The sequence below is a fragment of the Collinsella sp. HCP28S3_E9 genome, from assembly GCF_052065455.1.
Taxonomy (GTDB): Bacteria; Actinomycetota; Coriobacteriia; order Coriobacteriales; family Coriobacteriaceae; genus Collinsella.
In genome coordinates, this window is sequence record NZ_JBQHTZ010000013.1 from 53,252 (window position 1) to 75,412 (window position 22,161).

16 protein-coding genes and 1 tRNA gene are annotated in these 22,161 nt (G+C 61.8%); 9 read left to right on the forward strand and 8 right to left on the reverse strand.

The window, feature by feature from the left end; translation table 11 throughout:
• Positions 1-48 precede the first annotated feature (48 nt).
• The 6 genes from ACTNA2_RS07355 to pknB all read left to right on the forward strand — a co-directional run bounded on the left by ACTNA2_RS07355 (position 49) and on the right by pknB (position 10,233).
• Positions 49-1,902, forward strand: coding sequence for a serine/threonine-protein kinase (locus ACTNA2_RS07355; RefSeq protein ID WP_441049037.1), 1,854 nt, complete (start codon positions 49-51; stop codon positions 1,900-1,902).
• Positions 1,899-2,906 (forward strand): FhaA domain-containing protein, encoded by a 1,008-nt coding sequence (locus ACTNA2_RS07360; RefSeq protein WP_427795134.1) that lies wholly within the window; start codon positions 1,899-1,901, stop codon positions 2,904-2,906. Before ACTNA2_RS07355 ends, ACTNA2_RS07360 begins: the two co-directional genes overlap by 4 nt.
• A 6-nt stretch (positions 2,907-2,912) precedes the next feature.
• On the forward strand, positions 2,913-3,329 hold the full coding sequence (locus tag ACTNA2_RS07365) for an FHA domain-containing protein (RefSeq protein ID WP_055250779.1): 417 nt from the start codon (positions 2,913-2,915) through the stop codon (positions 3,327-3,329).
• Positions 3,326-5,263, forward strand: coding sequence for a Stp1/IreP family PP2C-type Ser/Thr phosphatase (locus tag ACTNA2_RS07370; RefSeq protein WP_441049038.1), 1,938 nt, complete (start codon positions 3,326-3,328; stop codon positions 5,261-5,263). Before ACTNA2_RS07365 ends, ACTNA2_RS07370 begins: the two co-directional genes overlap by 4 nt.
• Before the next feature lie 16 nt (positions 5,264-5,279).
• On the forward strand, positions 5,280-8,150 hold the full coding sequence (locus ACTNA2_RS07375; protein WP_441049039.1) for an FtsW/RodA/SpoVE family cell cycle protein: 2,871 nt from the start codon (positions 5,280-5,282) through the stop codon (positions 8,148-8,150).
• Positions 8,151-8,283: 133 nt separating this feature from the next.
• Positions 8,284-10,233, forward strand: a complete 1,950-nt coding sequence (pknB, locus tag ACTNA2_RS07380; RefSeq protein WP_427795137.1) for a Stk1 family PASTA domain-containing Ser/Thr kinase — start codon at positions 8,284-8,286, stop codon at positions 10,231-10,233.
• Positions 10,234-10,659: 426 nt separating this feature from the next.
• Here pknB and ACTNA2_RS07385 read toward each other — a convergent pair.
• From ACTNA2_RS07385 to ACTNA2_RS07415, 7 genes are all read right to left on the reverse strand, one after another.
• Positions 10,660-10,735 (reverse strand) — tRNA-Arg (locus ACTNA2_RS07385).
• A gap of 331 nt (positions 10,736-11,066) precedes the next feature.
• On the reverse strand, positions 11,067-11,465 hold the full coding sequence (locus ACTNA2_RS07390; protein WP_427719318.1) for a DUF956 family protein: 399 nt from the start codon (positions 11,463-11,465) through the stop codon (positions 11,067-11,069).
• Between the two features lie 120 nt (positions 11,466-11,585).
• Positions 11,586-12,506 (reverse strand): PTS system mannose/fructose/sorbose family transporter subunit IID, encoded by a 921-nt coding sequence (locus ACTNA2_RS07395; RefSeq protein WP_154518429.1) that lies wholly within the window; start codon positions 12,504-12,506, stop codon positions 11,586-11,588.
• Between the two features lie 16 nt (positions 12,507-12,522).
• A complete protein-coding gene (locus ACTNA2_RS07400) occupies positions 12,523-13,341 on the reverse strand; it encodes a PTS mannose/fructose/sorbose transporter subunit IIC (RefSeq protein ID WP_055285302.1) in 819 nt (272 codons plus the stop codon).
• 18 nt (positions 13,342-13,359) lie between these two features.
• The gene (locus tag ACTNA2_RS07405; RefSeq protein WP_154518426.1) at positions 13,360-14,349 is read right to left on the reverse strand and encodes a PTS sugar transporter subunit IIB; all 990 of its coding nucleotides are present in this window, start codon (positions 14,347-14,349) and stop codon (positions 13,360-13,362) included.
• A gap of 378 nt (positions 14,350-14,727) precedes the next feature.
• On the reverse strand, positions 14,728-15,156 hold the full coding sequence (locus tag ACTNA2_RS07410) for a hydrogenase maturation nickel metallochaperone HypA (RefSeq protein WP_427719316.1): 429 nt from the start codon (positions 15,154-15,156) through the stop codon (positions 14,728-14,730).
• A 198-nt stretch (positions 15,157-15,354) separates the two neighbouring features.
• Positions 15,355-18,132 (reverse strand): FAD-dependent oxidoreductase, encoded by a 2,778-nt coding sequence (locus ACTNA2_RS07415; RefSeq protein ID WP_441049040.1) that lies wholly within the window; start codon positions 18,130-18,132, stop codon positions 15,355-15,357.
• Between the two features lie 189 nt (positions 18,133-18,321).
• Here ACTNA2_RS07415 and ACTNA2_RS07420 point away from each other — a divergent pair, with 189 nt between their 5' ends.
• The 3 genes from ACTNA2_RS07420 (at position 18,322) to ACTNA2_RS07430 (ending at position 21,774) form a co-directional block, all read left to right on the forward strand.
• On the forward strand, positions 18,322-18,984 hold the full coding sequence (locus ACTNA2_RS07420; RefSeq protein WP_427719312.1) for a TetR/AcrR family transcriptional regulator: 663 nt from the start codon (positions 18,322-18,324) through the stop codon (positions 18,982-18,984).
• Between the two features lie 62 nt (positions 18,985-19,046).
• Entirely contained in the window at positions 19,047-20,054 is a 1,008-nt protein-coding gene (locus ACTNA2_RS07425) for a DUF5692 family protein (RefSeq protein WP_441049041.1), read from the forward strand.
• A gap of 232 nt (positions 20,055-20,286) precedes the next feature.
• Positions 20,287-21,774, forward strand: coding sequence for a hypothetical protein (locus ACTNA2_RS07430; RefSeq protein WP_441049042.1), 1,488 nt, complete (start codon positions 20,287-20,289; stop codon positions 21,772-21,774).
• Positions 21,775-21,906: 132 nt separating this feature from the next.
• On the opposite strand, the gene ACTNA2_RS07435 is transcribed toward ACTNA2_RS07430, so the two are convergent.
• Entirely contained in the window at positions 21,907-22,101 is a 195-nt protein-coding gene (locus ACTNA2_RS07435; RefSeq protein ID WP_229770727.1) for a hypothetical protein, read from the reverse strand.
• Positions 22,102-22,161: the final 60 nt, after the last annotated feature.

The window sequence follows — 22,161 nt, forward strand, 5'->3', positions numbered from 1 at the left end:
CCCGCGCCCGCCGCTCGCAAACGAACTTTAAACGCACGAGGGTTGGCCATGCCGCTTTTCTCGCAACATACCGCCCGGTTCTCGCCGGACGTCCCTTTGGAGGGCACCAGCTCTCGCGAGCGTCTCAAGCGGTACCAGCCGCTCGAGACGCTTGCGACCGGTGGTTTTGGCTCCATCGAGATTTGCCGCGACACGCACCTGCGTCGTCGCGTGGCCATTAAGCGCATCCCTCTTATCAACGGCTCCGGCATGCCCGCCAGCGACATCATGGATGTACTGCGCGAGGCACATACCGCCGCCATGCTTCAACATCCCAATATCGTGCAGGTTATCGACTTTACGCATGACACCGCCTATGCCTACCTGGTCATGGAGTATGTCGACGGCATGTCGCTGGCCGAGTTTTTGCATCGCGTGGACGGCCACTCGCTCACCTTTGACGAGGCAGCGACCATTGCCGACGCGTTGGGTCAGGCGCTCACCTTTGCCCATGCAAACGGCGTGCTTCATCTGGACATAAAGCCCGCCAATGTGCTCATTGACCACTCGGGCAATGTAAAGCTCACCGACTTTGGCATGGCGCGGCTGTCATCTGCCGGCGGCTTTGGCGGATCGCGCGGCGGCACCATCGGCTACATGCCGCCCGAACAGCTCGATATCGAGACCGGCACGGTCGACGAGCGCGCCGATGTCTTTGCCCTTGCCTGCGTGATCTACGAGGGCCTGTGCGGCAGCGCCCCCTTTATGGCGGCAACGCCTGCCGACTCGCTCGACCGCATCATCGGCGGCGCCACCTACCCCAGCGAGCTGATCCCGCACTTTCCCCCGGGAGCCGAGGCAGCGCTCATGAGCGCCCTCTCCCCTATGCCGCAAGACCGCCCCGATAGCATCGAGGCATTCTGCGACCAACTCCTTGCCGGCTTGGGGAGCGTGCGCGAAGGCCGTCGCAGCTTGGAGCAGATGGTAAGCGAGCTTTCGGACGACGAGCACGCGGCAGACGATATGGAGTCGCTGCCTTACGAGGATAACGCCATCGAAGTCGACCCCGCGCTTGGTTGGGCGGGCACGCGCTGGAGCTGCGCGCGCGATTACACCATGCGCGGTATCTCGGCGCTAACGTGTGCAACCTTCAGCTTTTTGCTTATGCAGACAGCGGGCGTCGCGTCGCTTCCCGGTCTGGTCGCCGCGGCCATCGCTATTGGCGCGGCGGCAGGCTTGGCACCGCAGATCGGCTCGGCTATCTCGGCCGTGGGCTTTTTGGTGCTCATGGCCAACGCCACCATGCAGGCGCAGGGCATCCTGTCGATGCTGCCGGTCGCGGTCATTTTTGCCGCCGCCATGTCCGGATGGTGGATTGCCTGGGGACGCACCGAAGCGGCCGCGAGCGCGGCACTCACCTGCGCGCTTGCGCTAGGTTGTCTAACCGGCGACGCCATCCTTGCCGCCGGGGCCGCCGCGGGCTTCGCGGCGTTTTGGCTCGGCCCGGCAAGCGCCGCTGCCGCCACGGGTATAGGCGCGCTTTTTGCCCGCCTGGCCGCAGCCGCCCTCCCTACGGGAGGCGTGCTGGGGCTTGGCAATGTCGCCGCAGCGCTGGGCGACGCGTTCCTCTGGGCCGCCTTCGCACTGATCGCAGCAGCAGCCGCGGCAACGTCGCTGCTGCTCAATGCCCATGCCAAGCGCGCCGAGCAGGGGTCAAACCTCGCCGCCATCGTCGCAATTGCCGTCGCCGGTATCGGCTCGGCCGTATCGTTTTGTCTTGCACACCATATGGAAATTGCCAGCCTTGCGGGCACGGTCGTCGCCAAGGCGGCGGTTGCGGGAATCCTATCCTCTATAATCGTTGGGATATGCCTGTATTTGCTCGGATACCAAAGAACCTATACGGAGAGTGATCTTTCGTGAACTTCCTGAACATCTTCGAGGACCACGTGGCCGGCATCTTCGGTGCCACCCGTGCCCCGTTCTCCTTTAAGAAGCTTGCCAAGCAGGCTGCTCGCGACATGGAGGATCAAACTCTGGTGATTAACGGCGTCAACACCGCGCCGGCGCTCTATACCATCCTGATCGCCACCGATGACGATCCCATGCTTGCCCCGTTCTATCCCGAGCTTTCGCGCGAGGTGCGCGAGTTTGTGAAGGCGCAGGCCGAAAAACGCCGCTACGTCTTTGTCGGCGAGCCCCTTGTTCGCTTTATGATCGACCCTCAGCTGCGCGCCGGCAAGTTCTCGGTCTTTGCCGAGAACGTCGACGCTCCCACGCTCGGCCGTCTGTACGAGGAAGAGCGCGCCTATCAAAATGGCCTGGGACAGAACAGCTCGGCCACAAGCCGTGCCGCAAGCGCCCCCCGCGCCGGTCAGCAGCAGTTTGCATCGCCGCAGCTACACCCGGCCGCCATGCCCCAGCAGCAGCCGACACCCCGCGCTGCCACTCCCGACCCGCTCGCTGTGGCCGACCCCTTTGCACCCAATGTCCCCGATCCCGCAGCCCCCATCCCTGTGCCGCAAACCGTCTCGCGCGACGCACTTGCCGGTATGGGCGGAGCGGCTGCCACTGGCGCCGCCGTGGGCCTTGGCGCTGCGACCAGCATCGCCTCCAACATGGCAAGCCCCCGCGCCCCGCAGCGTCCGCTCGCCCAACTCGTCGACGTCGTGAGCGGCGAGAGCCACAACATCACCTCCGCGCAGGTGACCATCGGTCGTGAGCGCTCGGTATCCGACATCGCCCTGCGCGACCCCAACGTGTCGCGCCGTCATGCCCAGCTCACCTTTACCGGCTCTGACTGGTCGATCGAGGACCTCAACTCCACCAACGGCACGCTCGTCAACAACCGCCGCATCACGCGCTGCCCGCTGCGCAACGGCGATCTGCTAACGTTTGGCCTGAGCACCTTTGAATTTAGGGGTTAATCGCTTATGAACATCGATATCGTCCTTTTTGCAGGCCGCATCGTACTGGTCGTCCTGCTTTATATCTTCTTGTTCGCCGTCATGAAGACTGGCGTGGGGCTCGTGCGCGGCCAGCGCCGCGACTCTGCCATCTGGACGATCGATGTGGACAAGGGCCCGCGCGGCATCCGCGGTATTCACGTGGATATGCTTGGCCCCGTCATCGTCGGTCGTTCGCCGTCATCTGACATCTGCATCAACGAGCCGTTTGTCTCTGCCTCGCATGCGCGTTTTTCGCTGCAGGGCCCGGCACTTATTATCGAGGACCTCAACTCGCTCAACGGCACCCTTGTTAACGGCCGCCAGCTGGTGGAGCCCGCAACGCTGCGCGAGGGCGACGAAGTCCAGATTGGCGACGTGGTCATGAAGGTGAACCGTCGATGATCGACGAGGAGAACAAGTCCGCAACCATGTCCGAGGCGCTGGCTGCCCCCGCGGCCGTGCCGGCTCACGCCGCCCCGGCGGGCCCTGCGCCCGTGGAGCCCGAGGACACCGTGTTCTCCCTGCCTCTTTCGCATGTAACGCAAGACCATCCGATGCCCACCGATGGCCAGGATGAAGATAATTCCACCGATGCCCCCATCGGCGCGCACGCCGTTGCCGATCAACCTTCGGCAACGGAAACTACACCTGCGCCGGCCCACTTTGCCGAGTCTGTCGCCGCGGCAATCGATGAGAGCGCCGCGGTGTTTTTGGCCCCCGAGCCCGCGGCACCGGTGTTTCCCGTAGTTCCAGCACCCTCCGCAGCGCCCGAGCCCGCATCTACACCGGCACCCGCGGCGGCATCCTCCCCCGCGGCCGCATCGGCGCCCGAGGCCGTGCAGCCTACGGCCGAAGAGATGCCCGTCACAGCGACGGAGGACGCCTCTCAGCCCCACAGCACGCCCGCGCCCGCGCACTTCGCGGCACCCGAGCCCGCAGCCGTCGCCCCGCAAGACGAAGAGCCTGCCGACAACACAACCGAAGTGCCCGCCACGTCTAAAGTCGACGATCCGAGCAACGAGGCCAACGCCGTCTCGCCCGGCGACACGGCCGAGATTGATGTCGCCGCCGTGGAGGCCAAGCTCAAGGACCCTGGTTCGACCATGAGTTTTGAGCCGCTGGCCGACGAGCGCATCGAGACCGATTCGACCTACGATGCCGGCACCACCACGCAACTCATGTGGGGCGCCCGCTCCGATGTTGGCTGCGTGCGTCCGCACAACGAGGACTCCTACCTGGTACAGTCGCCGCTCTTTTGCGTGTGCGACGGCATGGGTGGTCACGCCGCCGGCGAGGTAGCCTCCTCCATCGCGGTCGAGACCATCGCCAAGACGGCGCCACAGGCTGCCGACGCCGCGCGCCTAGCCGCAGCCGTCGAAGCTGCCAACGCCGCCGTCATCGAGGCCGCACTCAACGGCCTGGGCAAGCCCGGTATGGGCTGCACGGCGACCTGCGCCTATATCGAAAACGACATGCTCGCCATCGCCCACGTGGGCGACTCGCGCGCCTATCTGCTCCACGAGGGCACGCTCATCCGCGTGACCCGCGACCACTCCTATGTGGAGGAGCTCGTGGACGCTGGCGAAATTACGGCCGACGAGGCGCGCGTCCATCCCAACCGCTCGGTTATCACACGTGCACTGGGTTCGGACCCCGCCATGTATGCCGACCACTTTACCCTGCACATCGAAGAGGGCGACCGCCTGATCCTGTGCTCGGACGGCCTTTCGAGCATGATTCCCGATAGCGAAATCGAAAACATCGCCACGCAATCGTCTACGGCGCAGATTTGCGTCGACAACCTGGTGGACGCCGCGCTCGCTGCCGGCGGCCACGACAACGTGACGGTAGTCGTTGTGGACCTGGTCGACGACGGCGTCATGCGCGAGGCGAAGCGCGTTCGCCGCCGCAACGTCACCATTGCCGCCATCCTGGGCATCGCTTTTGTGCTGGCGGCAGCCATCTGGGCCTACGCGGGCGTCACCGGCTCGTATTACCTGGGCACCTACAAGGACACCGTCGCGGTCTACCGGGGCATTCCCGGCAAGCCGCTCGGCCTTAAGCTGCACTGGCTCGAGAGCACGACCGCCATCAAGCTATCCGACCTACCCGAAGACACGCAGAATCGTCTGAAAGCAGGCATTCCGCAAACGAGTGTCGACGACGCGCAGGACACTATCTCCAAGTACCGTCATCAAATCGATGAGGAACAGACCCGCCAGGTGATCGACGCGCAAACGATTCGCGACAACACCGACCAGGAATCGACTTCCAAATCGAATTCCGAAAAAACCGCCGAACAGTCCGCCGAGGCCGAAGCCTCCGATAAGAATTAGAAAGGGAGTGCCGCTTATGAGTCGCCGCAACACCGAAATGCTCTTGCTCATCGCCTCGGCGTTCCCCGTCATCCTGCTGTATGCGATGTACGTGCTCACCGCAGGCGCTTCCATCTCGTTTGAAACGCTCGCCGTGCCGATCGGTCTCTTTGCCGCCTTCGCCGCGGCGCATATCGCCGTGCGCATCCTGGCGCCCGGTGCCGATCCGGCCATCCTGCCCATCGTCTTTGTGCTTTCGGGTATCGGCATCACGTTCGTAACGCGTCTGGCACCCGCCCTCGCCATCTCGCAGCTCGTCATTCTGTTTGTCTCGGTGGCACTGATGGTGGGCACGCTCGCGATGATCAAGAATCTCGATGTGGTCATGCGCTACAAGTACACCTTTGGCATCATCGGCATCATCTTGCTGATGCTGCCCATCTTTATCGGCACCACCATCTCGGGCTCCAAGCTGTGGATTCGCATCGCCGGCTTCACCATCCAGCCCGGCGAGTTCGCCAAGATTTTTATCGTATTGTTCTTGGCCGGATACCTAGCCGAGAACCGCGAGCTACTCTCCATCTCCAATCGTAAGATCTTGGGCCTCAAGGTCCCGCGCCTGCGCCTGCTGCTACCGCTGTTCGCTGTGTGGGGTGTATGCCTTCTGGTCGTTGTCTTCGAGCGCGACTTGGGCTCCGCCGTGCTGTTCTACACCATCTTCTTGCTGATGCTCTACGTCGCCACGGGACGTTTCTCGTATGTCGTCATCGGCCTTGCGCTTTTGGCAGTGGGTGCCGTGGGCGCCTACAAGTTCCTGTCGCATGTCCAGGTTCGTTTCCAGATCTGGGCCGACCCCTTTAAGGATGCCCAGGGCCAGGGCTACCAGATTGTGCAATCCCTTTTCTCGTTGGCTGACGGCGGTCTTATCGGCGTTGGCATCGGTAATGGCATGGCCAATAACATCCCCGTCGTCGAGTCCGACTTCATTTTCTCGGCCATCGGCGAGGAAATGGGCCTTTTGGGCGGCGGCGCCGTACTCGTCCTGTTTATGCTCTTTGCCGTGCGAGGCCTGACCACGGCCGCCCGCGCTAAGTCCGACCTTGCCGCATTTAGCGCCACGGGCCTCACGGCCGCCATTAGCTTCCAGGCCTTCTTGATCGTTGGCGGCGTTACCCGCCTGATTCCGCTGACCGGCGTCACCCTGCCCTTTATGAGCCAGGGCGGCTCCTCGCTGCTGGCGAGCTTTATCATTGTCGCCCTGCTGCTGCGCGCCGGCGATGAGGCCACCGGTCGCGAAGCCGAGCTCACCGGCACCGGCACCATGGCCGCTATCTCTGACGACCAGGTCGCTTCTGCCGCGGCGCATGCCGGCACGCGCTTCGCTTCTTCGTCTTCTTACGGCCGTGGCAGCCACTCCACCGGCTCGCGCATGCGTCGTCGCCTGCTCGATACGCCCGAATCTGGCGTGCTCGGCCGCGTGGCGCTCGCTAACCGCCTAACCCGCGCGGTGTTTGCCTTTACGGCCCTGTTCGCCATCCTCATCGGCAACCTCACCTATGTCCAGGTCATCAAGGCCAAGGATTACCAGGATATGCCGACCAACAATCACACCATCGCCCGTTCCAAGTACATCCAGCGCGGCTCCATCATCACGTCCGACGGCGTGACGCTGGCCGAATCGCTGCAACAGGAGGACGGCACCTACGTACGCTCCTACCCTAACGGCAACCTGGCCGCCCATGTGGTTGGCTATGTGAGCCAGCAGTACGGTACCGCCGGCATCGAGAGCGTGATGAACGACACGCTCACCGGTTCCAAGGATTACTCCAGCTGGAACAACGCCATCGCGTCGCTCGCGGGCCAAAACCAGCCGGGCAACACCGCCAAGCTCACCATCGACTCCCGCATCCAGACGGCTGCCGAACAGGCTCTCAAGGGCTTTAAGGGCGCCGTTGTGGTCATGGACCCGCGCACTGGCGCGGTGCTCGCATGCGCCAGCTCGCCCACCTACGACAACACCAACATCGACGCCCTGCTGCAATCGGGCGGCGGTGAGGACAGTTCTATGTACGACCGCGCCATGGACGCCCTCTATACTCCGGGCTCCACGTTTAAGGTCGTCACGCTTTCGGCGGCACTCGAGACCGGCACCGCAAGCCTTTCGAGCACTTACCAGGCGCCCGGTTCCATGGATATCGGCAATGCACCGGTCACCAACTCCGCCAATGAGAGCTACGGCACGATTAGCCTGCAGCAGGCCTTTGCCGTGTCGTCCAACGTCGTCTTTGGTCAGGTGGCAAACGAGGTCGGCGCCAGCTCGCTCGTACAGTTCGCCAACGCCTTTGGCTATGGCCAAAAGCTCGGTCAGGACCTAACCGCCGTGGCGTCCATCATGGCCGACCCCTCGCTCATGACCGAGTGGGAAACCGCCTGGGCCGGCGCCGGCCAGCCCGTCGGCATGGACCACACGCCGGGCCCGCAGACCACCGTCATGCAGAACGCCGTTATCGCGGCGGCCATCGCCAACAGCGGCGTCGTCATGGACCCGTTCTTCGTTGCCCAGGTGCTCGCCCCAGACGGAACCGTGGTCAAGACCACGCAGTCCCGCTCACTGGGCCAGGCCGTCAGCGCCACCACGGCCGAACAGGTCAAACAGGCCATGCTCGACGTCGTTCAATCCGGCACCGGCACCGATGCCCAGATTCCGGGCGTCAAGGTTGCCGGCAAGACCGGCTCTGCCGAGATCGTCGGCACCAAGGTCAACTCGATGTTCGTCGGTTTTGCGCCTTACGATTCACCCACGGTCGCCATCTCGGTAGCCTTGGAGGATTACGACAAGCACGACGTCGAGGCGGCAAAGATCGCCGGCATCGTCCTGACCGCGGCACTTGCCGCCCAGGGAGCGTGATGCCCGTGATCGATGCGCAAGCATGGGGCGTGCCGCGGCCGATAACGCTAGCGGCAATGCGCCACACGGCCCCAGCGGCCTCAAATTTGGTACTACACACATCGTTGAGCGAATAGTCATGTTAGGAGCAGGAATGGAACAGAGGGTCCTCGGGGGAAGATACCTCCTCAAGGATAAGGTAGGAACGGGCGGCATGGCGACCGTCTACCGTGCACAGGACCAGGTCCTCGACCGCACGGTAGCTATCAAAATCATGCTGCCGCAATATGCCGGCGACGCCACCTTTGCCGCACGCTTTAAGCAGGAGGCCCAGGCAGCCGCCGGCCTCTCCTCCCCCTATATCGTCGGCGTCTACGATTGGGGCAAGGACGGCGACACCTATTACATCGTCATGGAATACCTGCGCGGCACCGACCTTAAGAGCGGCATCAAGAGCCACGGCGCCCTTGACCCCAAAAAGGTCGCCCAGATCGGCTCGCAGATCAGCTCCGCGCTTTCGGTCGCCCACAAGCACGAGATCATCCACCGCGATATTAAGCCGCAGAACATCATGGTGCTGCCCGACGGCAACATCAAGGTCATGGACTTTGGCATCGCGCGCGCCAAGAACAGCCACCTTACGCAGGACAACAACGTTTTGGGCACCGCCCACTACGTAAGCCCCGAGCAGACCCGCGGGCAGGATCTAGGCCCCACCTCGGACATTTACTCGCTGGGCGTCGTGATGTACGAGTGCGCCACCGGCCGCGTGCCTTTCGACGGCGACGATGCCATCTCGGTCGCACTCAAGCAGGTCAACGAGCTGCCCGTGCCGCCGAGCCAGATCAACTCCGGTGTCGATGCCGATCTTGAGCGCATTATCCTCAAGTGCATGGAAAAAGATCCGGCTAACCGTTTCCAGACGGCCGACGAGCTGCGTCAGGTGCTCAACAGCTACCTGTCTGGTCGCGCCGTCAACGTGCCGGAGCCTACGCGCGTTATCGGCGCCGTTGGCGACCTGGGTGCCACCAAGACCCGAGAGCTATCCGACCAGACGCGCGCCATGGTACGCCCCGTCTCGGGCGTAAGCGGACAAAATAACGCTCGCAGCTCCGTCTCGGGTTCAACCGGCTCTTACGCCACCGAGCAGCCCAAATCCAACAAGAACAAGATCATCGCCGCCGTAGTTGCTGCGGTAGCCGTAATCGGCGTCATCGTGGCCTTTGCCACCGGACTCTTTGGCGGCGAGCAGGTCCCGGTTCCCGATGTGTTGGGTAAGGACCAGGAGACCGCCGTCGAACTGATTAAGGATGCCGGCCTTGACGTCGGAACCATTGACCAGAGCTACAACGACGACGTCGACGAGGGAAAGGTTGTCGAGCAGACTCCTAACGGTCACACCAAGAAGCCCAAGGGCACCAAGGTGAATCTGGTAATCTCCAAGGGTCCCAAGCCCTCCGAGAAGGTTGATGTCCCGCAGCTCGTTGGTCTGACCAAGGACCAGGCAGAGGCGGCGCTGGCAAGCGTCGGCCTTAAGGGCAATGCCACCGAGGAAGCCAACGAGGCCGAAAAGGGCGAAGTCTTTGAACAGGGCACCGATGCGGGCAAGGAAGTCGAGAAGGGCACGACCATTTCGTACAAAGTCTCGAGTGGACCCGACACCACCTCCGTTCCCGATCTGACCGACATGACCGAGGCTCAGGCACGCAACGCCCTCGATATGGCCGGCTTTGGCGTCGATGTGACCTACCAGGAGAACGATTCCGTCACCGAGGGCACCGTCATTAGCTGGAACCCCAGCGGTAAGCAAAAGCCCGGCGCCACGATTACCGTCGTCATCGCCAAGAAGTCCGGCAAGGCAAACGTTCCGGGCAACCTGTACGGCAAGAGTATCTCCTCCGCCGTCACCGCGCTCAACAACGCCGGATTCTACAACATCGCATTCTGCGATCAGAACGGCAACCCCGTGAGTGGTAACGAAAACGCCACCGTGACGGGCGTCTCCCCCACTGGCAAGCAGTCCACCGACAGCACGATCACGCTGACGGTTTCGATTTCTGGCTCTGGCACCGATTCGGGCGACGATTCCGGCACGACCAACTAGTCATCGAGACATTGCCCACAGCGGCTGATGCCGCAAACATATTCGCTCATAGGCGCCCGCTTGCTCCCCCAGCAAGCGGGCGCTTTCTTTATCCGAAGCAGCGAAAACTACGGTATGCCTTTAAACCAGAAGAGCACGGTACCGCAGCGGTACCGGGCTCGATATTGCTCTGGCGCCCCCGGGCGGATTCGAAAACTCCCCCCGCGGGGAAATCGGTGACGCGGGTGTCGACGGCCCGAATCCGGCCCTTAGACCAGAAGAGCCCGGTACCGTGGTGGTACCGGGCTCGATATTGCTCTGGTGCCCCCGGGCGGATTCGAAAACTCCCCCCGCGGGGAAATCGGTGACGCGGGTGTCGACGGCCCGAATCCGGCCCTTAGACCAGAAGAGCCCGGCACCGTGGTGGTACCGGGCTCGATATTGCTCTGGTGCCCCCGGGCGGATTCGAACCGTCGACACCCGCTTTAGGAGAGCGGTGCTCTATCCCCTGAGCTACGGAGGCATGTTGTACTAGTGTAGCAGATTTGCGCCACTGCCATGCAGCGCATAGCCACTCTTCGAAGTTACGGTAGAGCAGCCCTCCGGAAAGCGTGTCCCACTATCCAGACGAATTCTGGGACGGGCTTTCCGGATGGGGCCTCTCTAGGAAACTACGACCCGAAATTTGAGCTCGAAACGGGATATGGTTTCCCAAATGAGCACGTTCCGGAAACTGCATCCCAGAATAGGCGCTCAAACTGGGATGATATTTCCCCAGCGAATCCCGCGAAGAGCTACAGGTAGTCATTGGGGACGTTCTTAAATGACTAGTCGTATAAGAACGTCGCAGGCGACTAGTTGCCTTTGTGAAAAAGGCCTTTGATAACGGAGGGGATGCTCTTGGCGCCCTTGGCCGTCACATCGATAAAGTCGGGCGAACGCACGAGCTTATCCTCGTCGACGTACTTGCGAACTGCACGAAGCGTCTCTTTGTCGTCGCGCGTCGAAAACGTAAAGTGGCCGTTATCCTTGGTAAAGATAGCAAAACGCGTGATCTTCTTAGTGCCGCGCAAAACCTCGGCGGCAATATAGTCGACCTCGTCCCACGGAATTTGAATAAAATCCTCGGGATTGCGCTCGTTGTAATACTCGAACGCCTTATTGCCCACCATCACGTTACCGTGGCTGGTAAGCCCCATCAGGCAGGTTGCCGGTGTTGCCAGATCGACCGTGCTGTTCTGAGATTGCGCCATGCGCGCCTCGCCCTCCAAATAAAACAATCGGACCGCATCCAGTGTACCCACCGGGTGCGGTCCGTTTCAATGGCTCAAAAGCCCTTGCCTAGCAACTCTCGGTCTTAAGCCGAAGCGCGATTACATGAAGCCGCAAACGCGACCGATGATACCGACGGCGAAGAGAGCCAGGATGATGACGATCGGGCTGACCTTCTTCTTGAGCAGCTTGCAGACGAACAGCGTCAGGCACACGGCAGCAAGGCCGGGGATGAGCTGATCGAGGTTAGCCTGAAGCGTGGTGACCTTCACCTGATCAAGGGCGGTAGCACCGACGGAGTTGTACATCGTCAGCGCTTCCTTGATGCCCTCGGCACCGGAAGGCAGGTTAGCCCAGTCAATGAAGGCGCCGGCAGACTGCGTGACCTTGGAGACGACCGGGGTGAAGGAGATGGACACCCAGCGCTCGACCAGGGCGCCGATGATGAACATACCCAGGATGGAAGCACCCTCGGTGACCTTGCCCATCAGACCGCCGGAGAGGTCCTTGGCGATGGAGGAGCCGACCTTATAGCCAAACTCCTGCGTGTACCACAGGAAGGCGTAACGGATGATGTTCCACGCGAAGAAGAACAGCAGCGGACCGGCGATGCTGCCGGACAGGGCCAGGGAAGCGCCCAGAGCGCCCAGGATCGGGCGAAGGGTGAACCAGAAGGCGGGGTCGCCGACGCCGGCGAGCGGGCCCATCATACCGACCTTGACGCCCTGAATGGCGACGTCATCGATCGGTGCACCGTTGGCGCGCTCCTCCTCGAGAGCGAGGGTAACGCCAATGACGGGGGCGGAAACATAGGGATGGGTGTTATAGAACTCCAGGTGGCGCTTAAGCGCGGAAATCTGGTCGTCCTTGCTGGTGTAGAGCTTCTTGATCGCAGGGATCATTGCGAAGCACCAGCCGCCATTCTGCATACGCTCGTAGTTCCACGAGCCCTGAAGGAACTGATGACGGAAGCAAACCTTCTTGCGGTCAGCCTTGGTGAGCTGAATCTTGTTCTCTGCCATATGTATCACTCCCCTCCTACTCGTAATCGTTCAGAATGTCGCCGAGCGGGTCACCGGAGCCACCGCCCATGCCGCCACCCTGCTTGGCCAGATCCTTGAGGCCAAGGTAGATGAGGGCAAGGGAGATGCCGATGAGACCAAGAGCGATCAGCGTGAGCTGAGGGATGGCAGCAAGGACAAAGCCGAGGATGAAGAACGGCCAGGTCTCCTTGGTGGCCATCATGTTGATGACCATGGCGTAACCGACGGAAGCGACCATGCCGCCGCCGACAGCCATGCCGCCGGACAGCCAGTCGGGCATAGCGTTAAGCGCGTTGGTAACCGCCTCGGCCGGGATGATGCACAGAAGTACTGCCGGGATGGCGATACGAAGGCCCTGCATGAGGATGGCGGCGTACTGCCAGCGCTCGATGCCGGAGAAGTCGCCCTTCTCGGCGCAACCGTCCATGGCGTGAGCGATAGCGGTAGCCAGGGTACGGCAGATCATGGTCAGGAACAGACCAGCGACCGACAGCGGGACGGCGACGGCGATGGCGGCGGTAACGGCCTTGGCCGAATCGGTGGCGCCACCGTTGAGGGCGAGCACCATGATAATCGAAGAAGCGACCGAGGCCAGAGCGGCGTCAGGCGCGACGGCTGCGCCGACGTTAGCCCAGCCAAGGGCCATCATCTGGAGCGAACCGCCCAGGAGGATGCCCTCCTGAAGGTGACCGGTTACGAGACCGATAAGCGTGCATGCCACGAGCGGCTGATGGAACTGGAACTCATCCAGAATGCCTTCCATACCGGCAAGCAACGCGACAATCGCAACAAGCAGAATAGTGATTGCAGACATGTATCGGACCCTCCTTTACTATGCTTGAGCGGCCAGTTCGGCCTTAGCTTTCTTCAACATGGCGTCGAGATCCTCGGAGGAATCCGAAGGAACCTTGCGGACCTCGAACTTGACGCCCTTGGCCTTGAGGGCCTCGAGAGTCTTAACGTCGTCATCGCCCATAGCGACGGCGTTGGTGACGACGACCTTGCCCTTGGAGTGAGCCATGGAACCGATGTTGACTTCCTTGATGTCGACGCCGGCCTCGATAGCCTTGAGCAGATCCTGCGGGTTCTCAAAGAGCAGCATGGCCTTGGTGTCACCAAAGCGCGTGTCCTTGACAACCTCGGCCATCTTCTTGATGGGCACGACGTTGGCATGGACTCCCGGAGGGGCAGCCTGCTCGATCATGGTCTTGCGGAGCTCGTCGTGAGCAACGCCGTCGGAAACCACGATGATGCGGTTGGGGTTGATCTGCTTGGTCCACGTGGTGGCCACCTGACCATGCAGCAGACGGGTGTCGATACGGACGTGGGCGATCTTGATGTGCCCATCGCCGATGACCGTTCCCGGAGGGATGGCGCCTGCAGGAGCAGCGGCGGCCGTGGCCGGCTTCTTCTCCTCGGGCTCCAGAGACTCGGGCTTGACGCGCACGCCAGCCTTAGCCTCAGTCACGAGATGTTTTGCGATCGCATGTGCAGTGTTCTTTGCGTCAAAGCGCTGCGAATATGCCTCGATGAGCATAGGCAGGTTGACACCGGTGACGATAGCCCAGGAATCGTGGCCCTCGATGAGACCGCTGATCTGGTTGAACGGCGTGCCGCCCCACAGATCAACGAGGAAGAGCACCTGCTCCTGGTCCTCGAAGGAAGCGATTGCTTCCTCGACCTTGGCACGGAAGTCGTCGGGGCCCATGCTCGGCTCGAGCGAGACCACGGCCACAGACGGCTGATCGCCAAAGACCATCGAGCCCGTCTGCTTGATTCCGGCTGCCAAGTCCCCGTGGCTAGCAAGAACAATACTTACCATCACATAACCTCCTCTTTGTCTACGTATTTCCTACACGACATGAAAGGAGTATACCTGTTCGTCCTGTAAAATTATAGAGAAAAATGCGAATGATTGGATAATTTGTTTAAACGTCTAGGTTTGTTACAAGTTGATTACGTTACTGCTTTTTGACGGATTACACGCCAAGGTGTCACTTATCAAGCCATTCATTTTACAGATACAAGCAGGCTGGTCATTAATATCGATTTTAGGCAAGCGCGAATGCGCTTGTACTGCAGTTATTTTGTTTAAACAGACATAACTTGACTATTAGCGTGACTTATGCACTAACGTAAGTAGTCGTTGGGGACGTTCTTAAACGACTAGTCAAACAAGAACGTCCCCAACGACTAGGGGCTAGACGATGTGGAGGGGGTTGGCAGCGTCGACGGCATCGGGGGCGTCGGAGAGGCCGTCGGGAGCAGCATCTGGCGGGTCCTCGTCGGGGGTCTCAATCTGCTTGATCATGACCTCCTGGCCCTGCAGCAGGTATGTCTCGCCGCTACCGCAATGGGGACAGATCTTGCCGTGCTCGACCGTCGCATAGTCGCGGCCGCACGCCTCGCAATGCGTCACGGCCTCGACAGGCTCCACGATAAGCTCCGCGCCCTCGGTGATAGGCTTTTTATCTGCCGCCCAGCGCCAAGCGTCGAGCAGCAAGTCGGGAACGACGCCCGAGACCTCGCCCAGCAGCAGCGTGACGCTCGAAACGCGACTCACGCCATTGGCGCGCGCCACGTTCTCGACATCGCGAATAATGTGATAGACGATTCCCAATTCATGCAAGGTAGAAACCTTTCAGCAACGGTTGATGCGATGTCAGCCAAACGTCAGCGAGCGGCGATCCAGGTGCCCCAGGTTGCCCCGAAACAAGGCGTCCGCTGGGCTTTTTGCCCGCGGCGCCGCAGTTGAGGGGCAAGATGGGGTATCTGGGCGCCGCGCAGCGTCGGCAGTGCCGCCGTTCGTTAGAACGGCGGCATCTCATTACTTCTTCCCGAATTTGATCTTGATGGCACGCTTGAGCGCGTACTTGCCCAAGCTGGGGAGCTTTTGCTCGTATTTGACCATCGTGGAGCACTCGGGGCGGTCGCGATCCAGGTGGATGGCATCGAACGCGCACTTGGTGGTGCACAGACCGCAGCCGATGCACTTGTTGGGGTCGACGATCGAGGCGCCGCAGCCCAGACAACGGGCGGTCTCGGCGCGCACCTGCTCCTCGGTAAAGGTCTCGACGTACTCGCTAAACGGCGCGGCCTTCTCGCGCTCGCGGTCCACGTGGGCAACCTCGCGGCTCGCGTTGTCATAGCTCTCGATCACAACATCGTCGCGGTCGAGCGCGATGTAGCGGCGCTGGTTGCGGCCGATGGTGAGCGTGGAGCCCGGTTGCACAAAGCGGTGGATGGACACGGCGGCCTCGTGACCGGCAGCGATGGCGTTGATGGCAAAGCTCGGACCGGTGTAGACGTCGCCGCCCACAAAGATGTCGGGCTCGGCGGTCTGGTAGGTCTGAGGATCGGCAAGGGCACCCTGGCCACGGCCAAGCTCCACCTTGGAGCCAGCCAGCAGGTCGCCCCACACGATGGACTGACCGATCGACATGACCACGCGGTCGGCGTCGACACGACGCAGGTCGTTCTCGTCGTACTCGGGCGCAAAACGGCCCTCGTCGTCAAAGACACGCGTGCAGCGCTTGAAGGTGATACCGCACACACGACCGGCCTCGTCCAGATGGACCTCCTTGGGGCCCCAGCCGCAGCTGATGTGGGCGCCGTCCTCAACGGCCTCGCGACGCTCCTCCTCGCTGGCGGGCATCTGGGCCTCGCTCTCCAGGCAGAATATCTCAACGTGCTCGGAACCCAGACGGCAGGCGTTGCGCGCGACGTCGATAGCCACGTTGCCGCCGCCCACCACGATGGTGCGGCCGGACAGCGCGTCGATCTTGCCACTGTTGACCTTGCGCAAAAAGTCGACGGCCACGGTCACGTCCTCGGCATCCTCGCCCGGAATACCGGCGAGGCGGCCGCCCTGGCAGCCAATGGCAACATAAAAGGCCTTAAAGCCCTGCTCGCGCAGCTCGTCGAGCGTCACATCGCGACCGACCTCCACGCCATAGCGGAACTCGGCGCCCATCAGGCGAATGACCTCGACCTCGGCCTCGATAACATCCTTCTGCAGCTTAAAGCTGGGAATGCCATAGGTGAGCATGCCGCCCGGGCGCTCATTCTTCTCGAACACGACGGGCTTGTAGCCCTTCTCGGCCAGGTAGAAAGCGCAGGACAGGCCGGCCGGACCGGCACCGATGATGGCGATCTTCTGGTCGAAGCCGCCGGCGCGCGTCGGGGTCACCACAGGTGGGACATAGCGGGTCGCGGCATCCAGATCGCGCTGGGCGATAAACTTCTTGACCTCGTCGATGGCCACGGCCTCGTCCACGCGACCGCGGGTGCAGGCATCCTCGCAGCGGCGATTGCACACACGGCCGCAGATAGCGGGCAGCGGGTTCTCGCGCTTGATGAGCGCTAGCGCCTCGTCATAGCGGCCCTGCGCCGCGAGCTTCAGATAGCCCTGAACGGCAATGTGCGCGGGGCAGGCCGTCTTGCAGGGCGCGGTGCCGGAATCGTGTGTCTCGATGCGGTTGTCGTTGCGGTAGTTGGGCGACCACTTGGTGTGGTCCCACTTGGTGGCATCGGGCAGCTCCTGGCGCGGATACTCGGGCACCTGTCCGCCGGCCTTTTTGCTGCAGAGCTTCTGGCCGAGCTTGACGGCACCAGCCGGGCACACCTCAACGCAGCGACCGCAGGCTACGCACTTGTCCTTCTCGACCTTGGCGACATAGGCCGAGCGCGACAGGTTGGGCGTGTTGAACAGCTGCGAGGTGCGCAGGGCATAGCACACGTTGACGTTGCAGTTGCAGATGGCGAAGATCTTGTTCTCGCCGTCGATATTGGTGATCTGGTGCACAAAGCCGTTGTCCTCGGCCTGGCGCAAGATGTCATAGACCTCCTCACGCGTCACATAATGGCCGCGGTCGGTCTCAACCACATAGTCGGCCATATCGCCCACGGCAATGCACCAGTCGGCGGGGTCGTCGGCGCAGCCCTCGCCCATCACACGACGGCTCGCGCGGCAGCTGCAGGTGCTGGCGGCATATTTGCCCTCGTATTTGTCGAGCCAATGCTCGATATGCTCGATCGGCACCGAGGTGCTCGAAGCATCGATAGCCTTCTCGACCGGAATGACGTGCATGCCAATGCCGGCTCCTCCGGGCGGCACCATCGGCGTGGCTTTGGACAGCGGCCCCTTGGACGCCTGCTCAAAGAACTTGGCATAGACCGGATGCTCCTCGAGCTGGCCCACGCGCATGTTGAGGAACTCGGCGGAACCCGGCACCAGCATGGGCAGTACCCACTGCTTGGCGCGCTCGGGATTTTCCCAGTTGTACTCGAGCAGACCTGTGTAGCTCATGTCGTCGAGCATCTTCTCGATCTGGGCCTCGGGCATGCCGGTGAGCTTGGCCATCTCGGGCAGCGTATAGGGACGGCGCATCTTCATCTTGCAGAGCACTTCGGCCTGCTCGTCGGTTGCGGCCTCGGCAAACGACCAGTACTCGTAGCCCAGCAGCTCGTCGCGATGCAGCAGACGGTTGGTGCAATGCTCGCACAGCTTGACAATGGCCTCGCGCGGATGCTCCGGCAGCGGCGGCACGAACTCCGAACCGATGTCGGGCTCGGTGTAGCTAATTCCCGGTCCGTTGAGAATCATGGTTGTCCCTTCTCTTGCCGCAGCCCGACGAGGCCGCAGCGCCCCTCTTTTTTGCAGGCCGGGCATGCCCCCATGCCGTTCACCCGCCATTGTTGACATTATGTCAAAAATAGTATTGACGAACCGTCAACACTATTCAAGACTATTAGGCGAACGGTCGGGCCCAAACGGATGAAAGGCGGCAAGCGCATGAGCGATAACGCAGCGAACACCCCTGTGGCCGACGCCGTCCCCACGCCCGACAGCGCGGCAAAGCGCCTGACAGGTGACGAGCGCCGTCGCGAGATTCTCGCCGCCGTGCGCGCCGTGAGCTCCGAGCTGGGCGTGTCCCATCTATCCGTCTCGGCCGTGACCAAGCGAGCCGGCTGCACGCGCTCGCTGTTCTACCACTACTTCGTCGACATGGACGCCGCCGTCACCGCCGTCATGGACGAGGCAATCGACGGTTTTATCTCCGAGCTCGAGCAGTGGAATGCCAGCCGCATCGTCGGTGATATCGAGGGCGCACTCGACACCGTCGCCCCGCTCTTTAAGCGCCTGGTTGTGAGCGGCCACGAGCTGCCGAGCACGCTCATCTCGAGCAGCGGCGCGCTCTACGGCGGCTTTCTGCACAACGTGGTCCAGCGCGTGGCGCAATACATCTGCGACACCACCGTGGTGGACTTTGTCGCCCATCATGACCTGCGCATCGACCATGTCTACGAGACGTTTTACACCCTCATCATGGGGCTGTTGATGTACATCCGCACGCACCCCGATGTGCCCGACGAGACGGTTAAGGAGATTATCGCCTCGACACTCCACATCGAGGGCTACACCGCCAAGTATTCCGAGCGCAAGCCCAGGAACTGATGACATTTGGCCAAACTGCCCGCGACGGAAGAGGGGCCGCGGGCGTATGAAAGGAGAGCAGCATGCTGTTCGATGTTTGGGGTAGCGATACCCTTATCCACTGGGCCGGCTGGGCGATGGTCTTTATCGGCTTGATCGTACTCAACGAGGTCGGCCGCCGTACCAAGCTCGGCGCGGCCATCATCTTTGGCGTGGCTCCGCTGGCCATGACCATCTACTGCATCGCCATCGCCGTCGGCGTTTCGCAGGGTGCCGAGTGGGCGCTCACCAACCCCACCCATGTATACCAGAACAGCTGGTTCCATTACGCCAAGGTATACGCGGCGCTGGCCGGCTGCTGGGGCTTCATTGCCATTAAGTACCAGTGGGGCAAGATCGGCAAGGCGCATTGGTTCCGCGCATGGCCGTTTGTGATCGTCGCCATCAACATCTTGATCGCCGTCGTGTCCGACTTTGAGAGCGCCTATCACTTCTTTGTCCTGGGCGAGTCCACCTGGGTCACCTCCGAAGGTGCTACGCAGCTGGCCGGCTGGAACAACGTGTTCAACGGCATCGCGGGCATCATCAACATCTTCTGCATGACCGGTTGGTGGAGCGTATACGCCTCCGAGGACAAGACCGACATGCTGTGGCCCGACATGACCTGGGTCTACATCATCGCCTACGATATCTGGAACTTCTGCTACACCTACAACTGCCTGCCCACCCACTCCTGGTTCTGCGGCTTTGCGCTGCTGCTGGCGCCCACCGTCGCCGCCTTTATCTGGAACAAGGGCGGCTGGATCCAGAACCGCGCCTTTACGCTGGCCATTTGGTGCATGTTCGCCCAGGTGTTCCCCTACTTCCAGGAGGAGTCCATCTTTGTGACGCACTCCACGCTCGACCCCGGCGCCGCCACCGCGGTCTCGATCGTCGCACTGGTCGCCAACATCGCCGCGATCATCTACGTCGCCTACCGTGCCAAGAAGCTCAGCCGCAACCCCTACAAGCAGGATGTCTTTGAGGGCACCAGCGATTGGGAGAAGGCCACTGCCCGTCGCGCCAAGGTTGATTACGCGCACGCCGAGTAACGCGCCTGACGCAAACATCGCTTGAGCACGAAGCGGCATAGCCGGCTCCGCGCAACTCAACGCACTGCAGAGCCCCCGAAACGTGATTCGTTCGCGTTCCGGGGGCCTTTTGCTGCCGCGAGGATGCGGCTGAACGATACGCTCGGGTTAAATCGGATCTTATATTTCGCATGCGCTTTATATGGCTCCATTTTTGGGTACAGTGTTGAGCCGATATTGCATTGGGGGATATATGAGCGATGAGACACGTGGCCGCGAGGATGCGGCCCAGGATGCGGAAGCATGTGCCGAGGCCTTGGAGAGCCTTGACCGGATTGCGCTAGACGAGCTCTCGTTGAGCGATTTGGCCGTCGACGCGCAGGACGAGGTGCGCGAAGGCACTGAGGACGAAGGCAGCGACGCCAAAGACGCTTCTGACGAGGCCGAAGCCGAAGAGGACGATAGCAAGGACGACGTCCAGTCGGAATCCGCCTCGGGAGAAGAGACCGCCCTGCTTGGCAGCTTGCCTGCCGATGACTCGCTCACCCGCGAGCTTCCTGGCCTGGGTTCTGCGCCGGCCGTCGACGAGACCATCGCCATGGGCGATATTCCCCTGCCGTCCGTTCCCTCGGCACGCGAAGCCAAGGCTCGCCATCACAAGATGTCGCCCAAGCGACGCAATTTGATGGTTGCCGGCGTCGTTGCCGCCGCGCTCGTTGCCGGCGGCGCGGGCTATGCCGCTTGGAACGGATACCAACAAGAACAGGCCGCCATCGCTGCCGTCAACGCCCACACCATGATGTCGGTGCAGATTGGCGTACATGCCGCAGGGCTCGACTGTTCCACCGGCTCCAAGATTCCCGTGCAGGTGAGCGGGCAAGACTCTGACGGCTCCTCCGTGAGCGAGACGCTCTATGTTGATGAGCACGGTCGCGGTATTAAGCTGCTGCCTGGCGACTATACGCTCTCCATCGCTGGGTCCCCCATCGCAGCTGACGGTACCATTTACACCGTGCCGACCACCAAGGCGCAGGTTAGCGTAAAGAGCGACGGGCAGGACCTGAGCGCTCAGGCATCCTTTAAGCTTAAGGTACCTTCGGCAGACACGGTGACCGACGACCAGATCGATGCCGCGGCCAAGTACGCCGAGGAGGGCGGCGCGAGCTCTGCCGCGGTCGCAAAGGTGCTCCAGCAGGCGGCAACCGCGCGCCGTGACGCCGCCGTCAATGCCATGAGTTCCCGCGAGGCGCAGGCGGCCCGCGACGCCGATGCTCGGCATAAGGCAACGAACCTGTATCAGCTCGATATTCCCGTTGAGTGGTACGGCAAAGTCGCGACTTGGCAAAACGGCAATACGTTGTGCATCTATCTTGCCAGCGACAGCAATACGCCGATCGTGACGCTTGTCGCAGTGCGCGACGGCGAGAGCTTTACGCCCGATAAGGGCGATACGGTTTTAGGTGCGGCAAGCCTTGGCAACGGCTACACGGTCTACGCCAGCGGCCCCGTCTATCCGTATGTGGTGCCCCAGACCATCAACGGGCGCACGCAAGACCCCGTGTCGACCTACCCCATGGACACGGCCATCGATCTTGTCGAGCTTACAACCGGCAACCGCTATACCTATAGCCAGATCAAGAACGTACTGGTCGGCAAAGACGGCAAGGCCGACGCTGCCACCAAACTCGAGACCGACTACCTCGCCCAGATTCTGATGCCAAGCATCAAGGCCCAAGACTAGCCGGCCGCAGCGAGGGTAGCTAATTTGGGACGGGGCTTTTTTAGCTGCCCCGACCGTTAATCGACTAAGCCGGCACATTACCAGCCGGGGCAGCTAAAAAAGCCCCGTCCCAAATTAGCTACCCTGCAGGAGTTAGCGCCACGGGTCGGCTTCGAACATCGGCTCGCGCTCGGGGCGGCGATCGCTGTAGGGATCGTAGCCGTCGTCGTCCTCGTTCTCGGCACGGATGTAGGGGTCACGCGGCTTGGGTGCCGGCTTGGGCGCAGGCTTGGGTGCGGCGGGCGCTGACTCAGGCGCCGGTGCGTTCGTCTCGTTCTCGTCTTTCATCTGCATAGCTCCTTGCCATGTACTCATGTTCAACATCATCGATTGTCGCACGAAAAAGGG

Bases quoted from the DNA above. Each gene is read 5' to 3' on its own strand.
- ACTNA2_RS07355 (WP_441049037.1), top strand. From the start codon at position 49: ATGCCGCTTTTCTCGCAACATACCGCCCGGTTCTCGCCGGACGTCCCT.
- ACTNA2_RS07365 (WP_055250779.1), top strand. From the start codon at position 2,913: ATGAACATCGATATCGTCCTTTTTGCAGGCCGCATCGTACTGGTCGTC.
- ACTNA2_RS07370 (WP_441049038.1), top strand. From the start codon at position 3,326: ATGATCGACGAGGAGAACAAGTCCGCAACCATGTCCGAGGCGCTGGCT.
- ACTNA2_RS07375 (WP_441049039.1), top strand. From the start codon at position 5,280: ATGAGTCGCCGCAACACCGAAATGCTCTTGCTCATCGCCTCGGCGTTC.
- pknB (WP_427795137.1), top strand. From the start codon at position 8,284: ATGGAACAGAGGGTCCTCGGGGGAAGATACCTCCTCAAGGATAAGGTA.
- ACTNA2_RS07390 (WP_427719318.1), bottom strand. From the start codon at position 11,465: ATGGCGCAATCTCAGAACAGCACGGTCGATCTGGCAACACCGGCAACC.
- ACTNA2_RS07395 (WP_154518429.1), bottom strand. From the start codon at position 12,506: ATGGCAGAGAACAAGATTCAGCTCACCAAGGCTGACCGCAAGAAGGTT.
- ACTNA2_RS07400 (WP_055285302.1), bottom strand. From the start codon at position 13,341: ATGTCTGCAATCACTATTCTGCTTGTTGCGATTGTCGCGTTGCTTGCC.
- ACTNA2_RS07405 (WP_154518426.1), bottom strand. From the start codon at position 14,349: ATGGTAAGTATTGTTCTTGCTAGCCACGGGGACTTGGCAGCCGGAATC.
- ACTNA2_RS07415 (WP_441049040.1), bottom strand. From the start codon at position 18,132: ATGATTCTCAACGGACCGGGAATTAGCTACACCGAGCCCGACATCGGT.
- ACTNA2_RS07420 (WP_427719312.1), top strand. From the start codon at position 18,322: ATGAGCGATAACGCAGCGAACACCCCTGTGGCCGACGCCGTCCCCACG.
- ACTNA2_RS07425 (WP_441049041.1), top strand. From the start codon at position 19,047: ATGCTGTTCGATGTTTGGGGTAGCGATACCCTTATCCACTGGGCCGGC.
- ACTNA2_RS07430 (WP_441049042.1), top strand. From the start codon at position 20,287: ATGAGCGATGAGACACGTGGCCGCGAGGATGCGGCCCAGGATGCGGAA.
- ACTNA2_RS07435 (WP_229770727.1), bottom strand. From the start codon at position 22,101: ATGAAAGACGAGAACGAGACGAACGCACCGGCGCCTGAGTCAGCGCCC.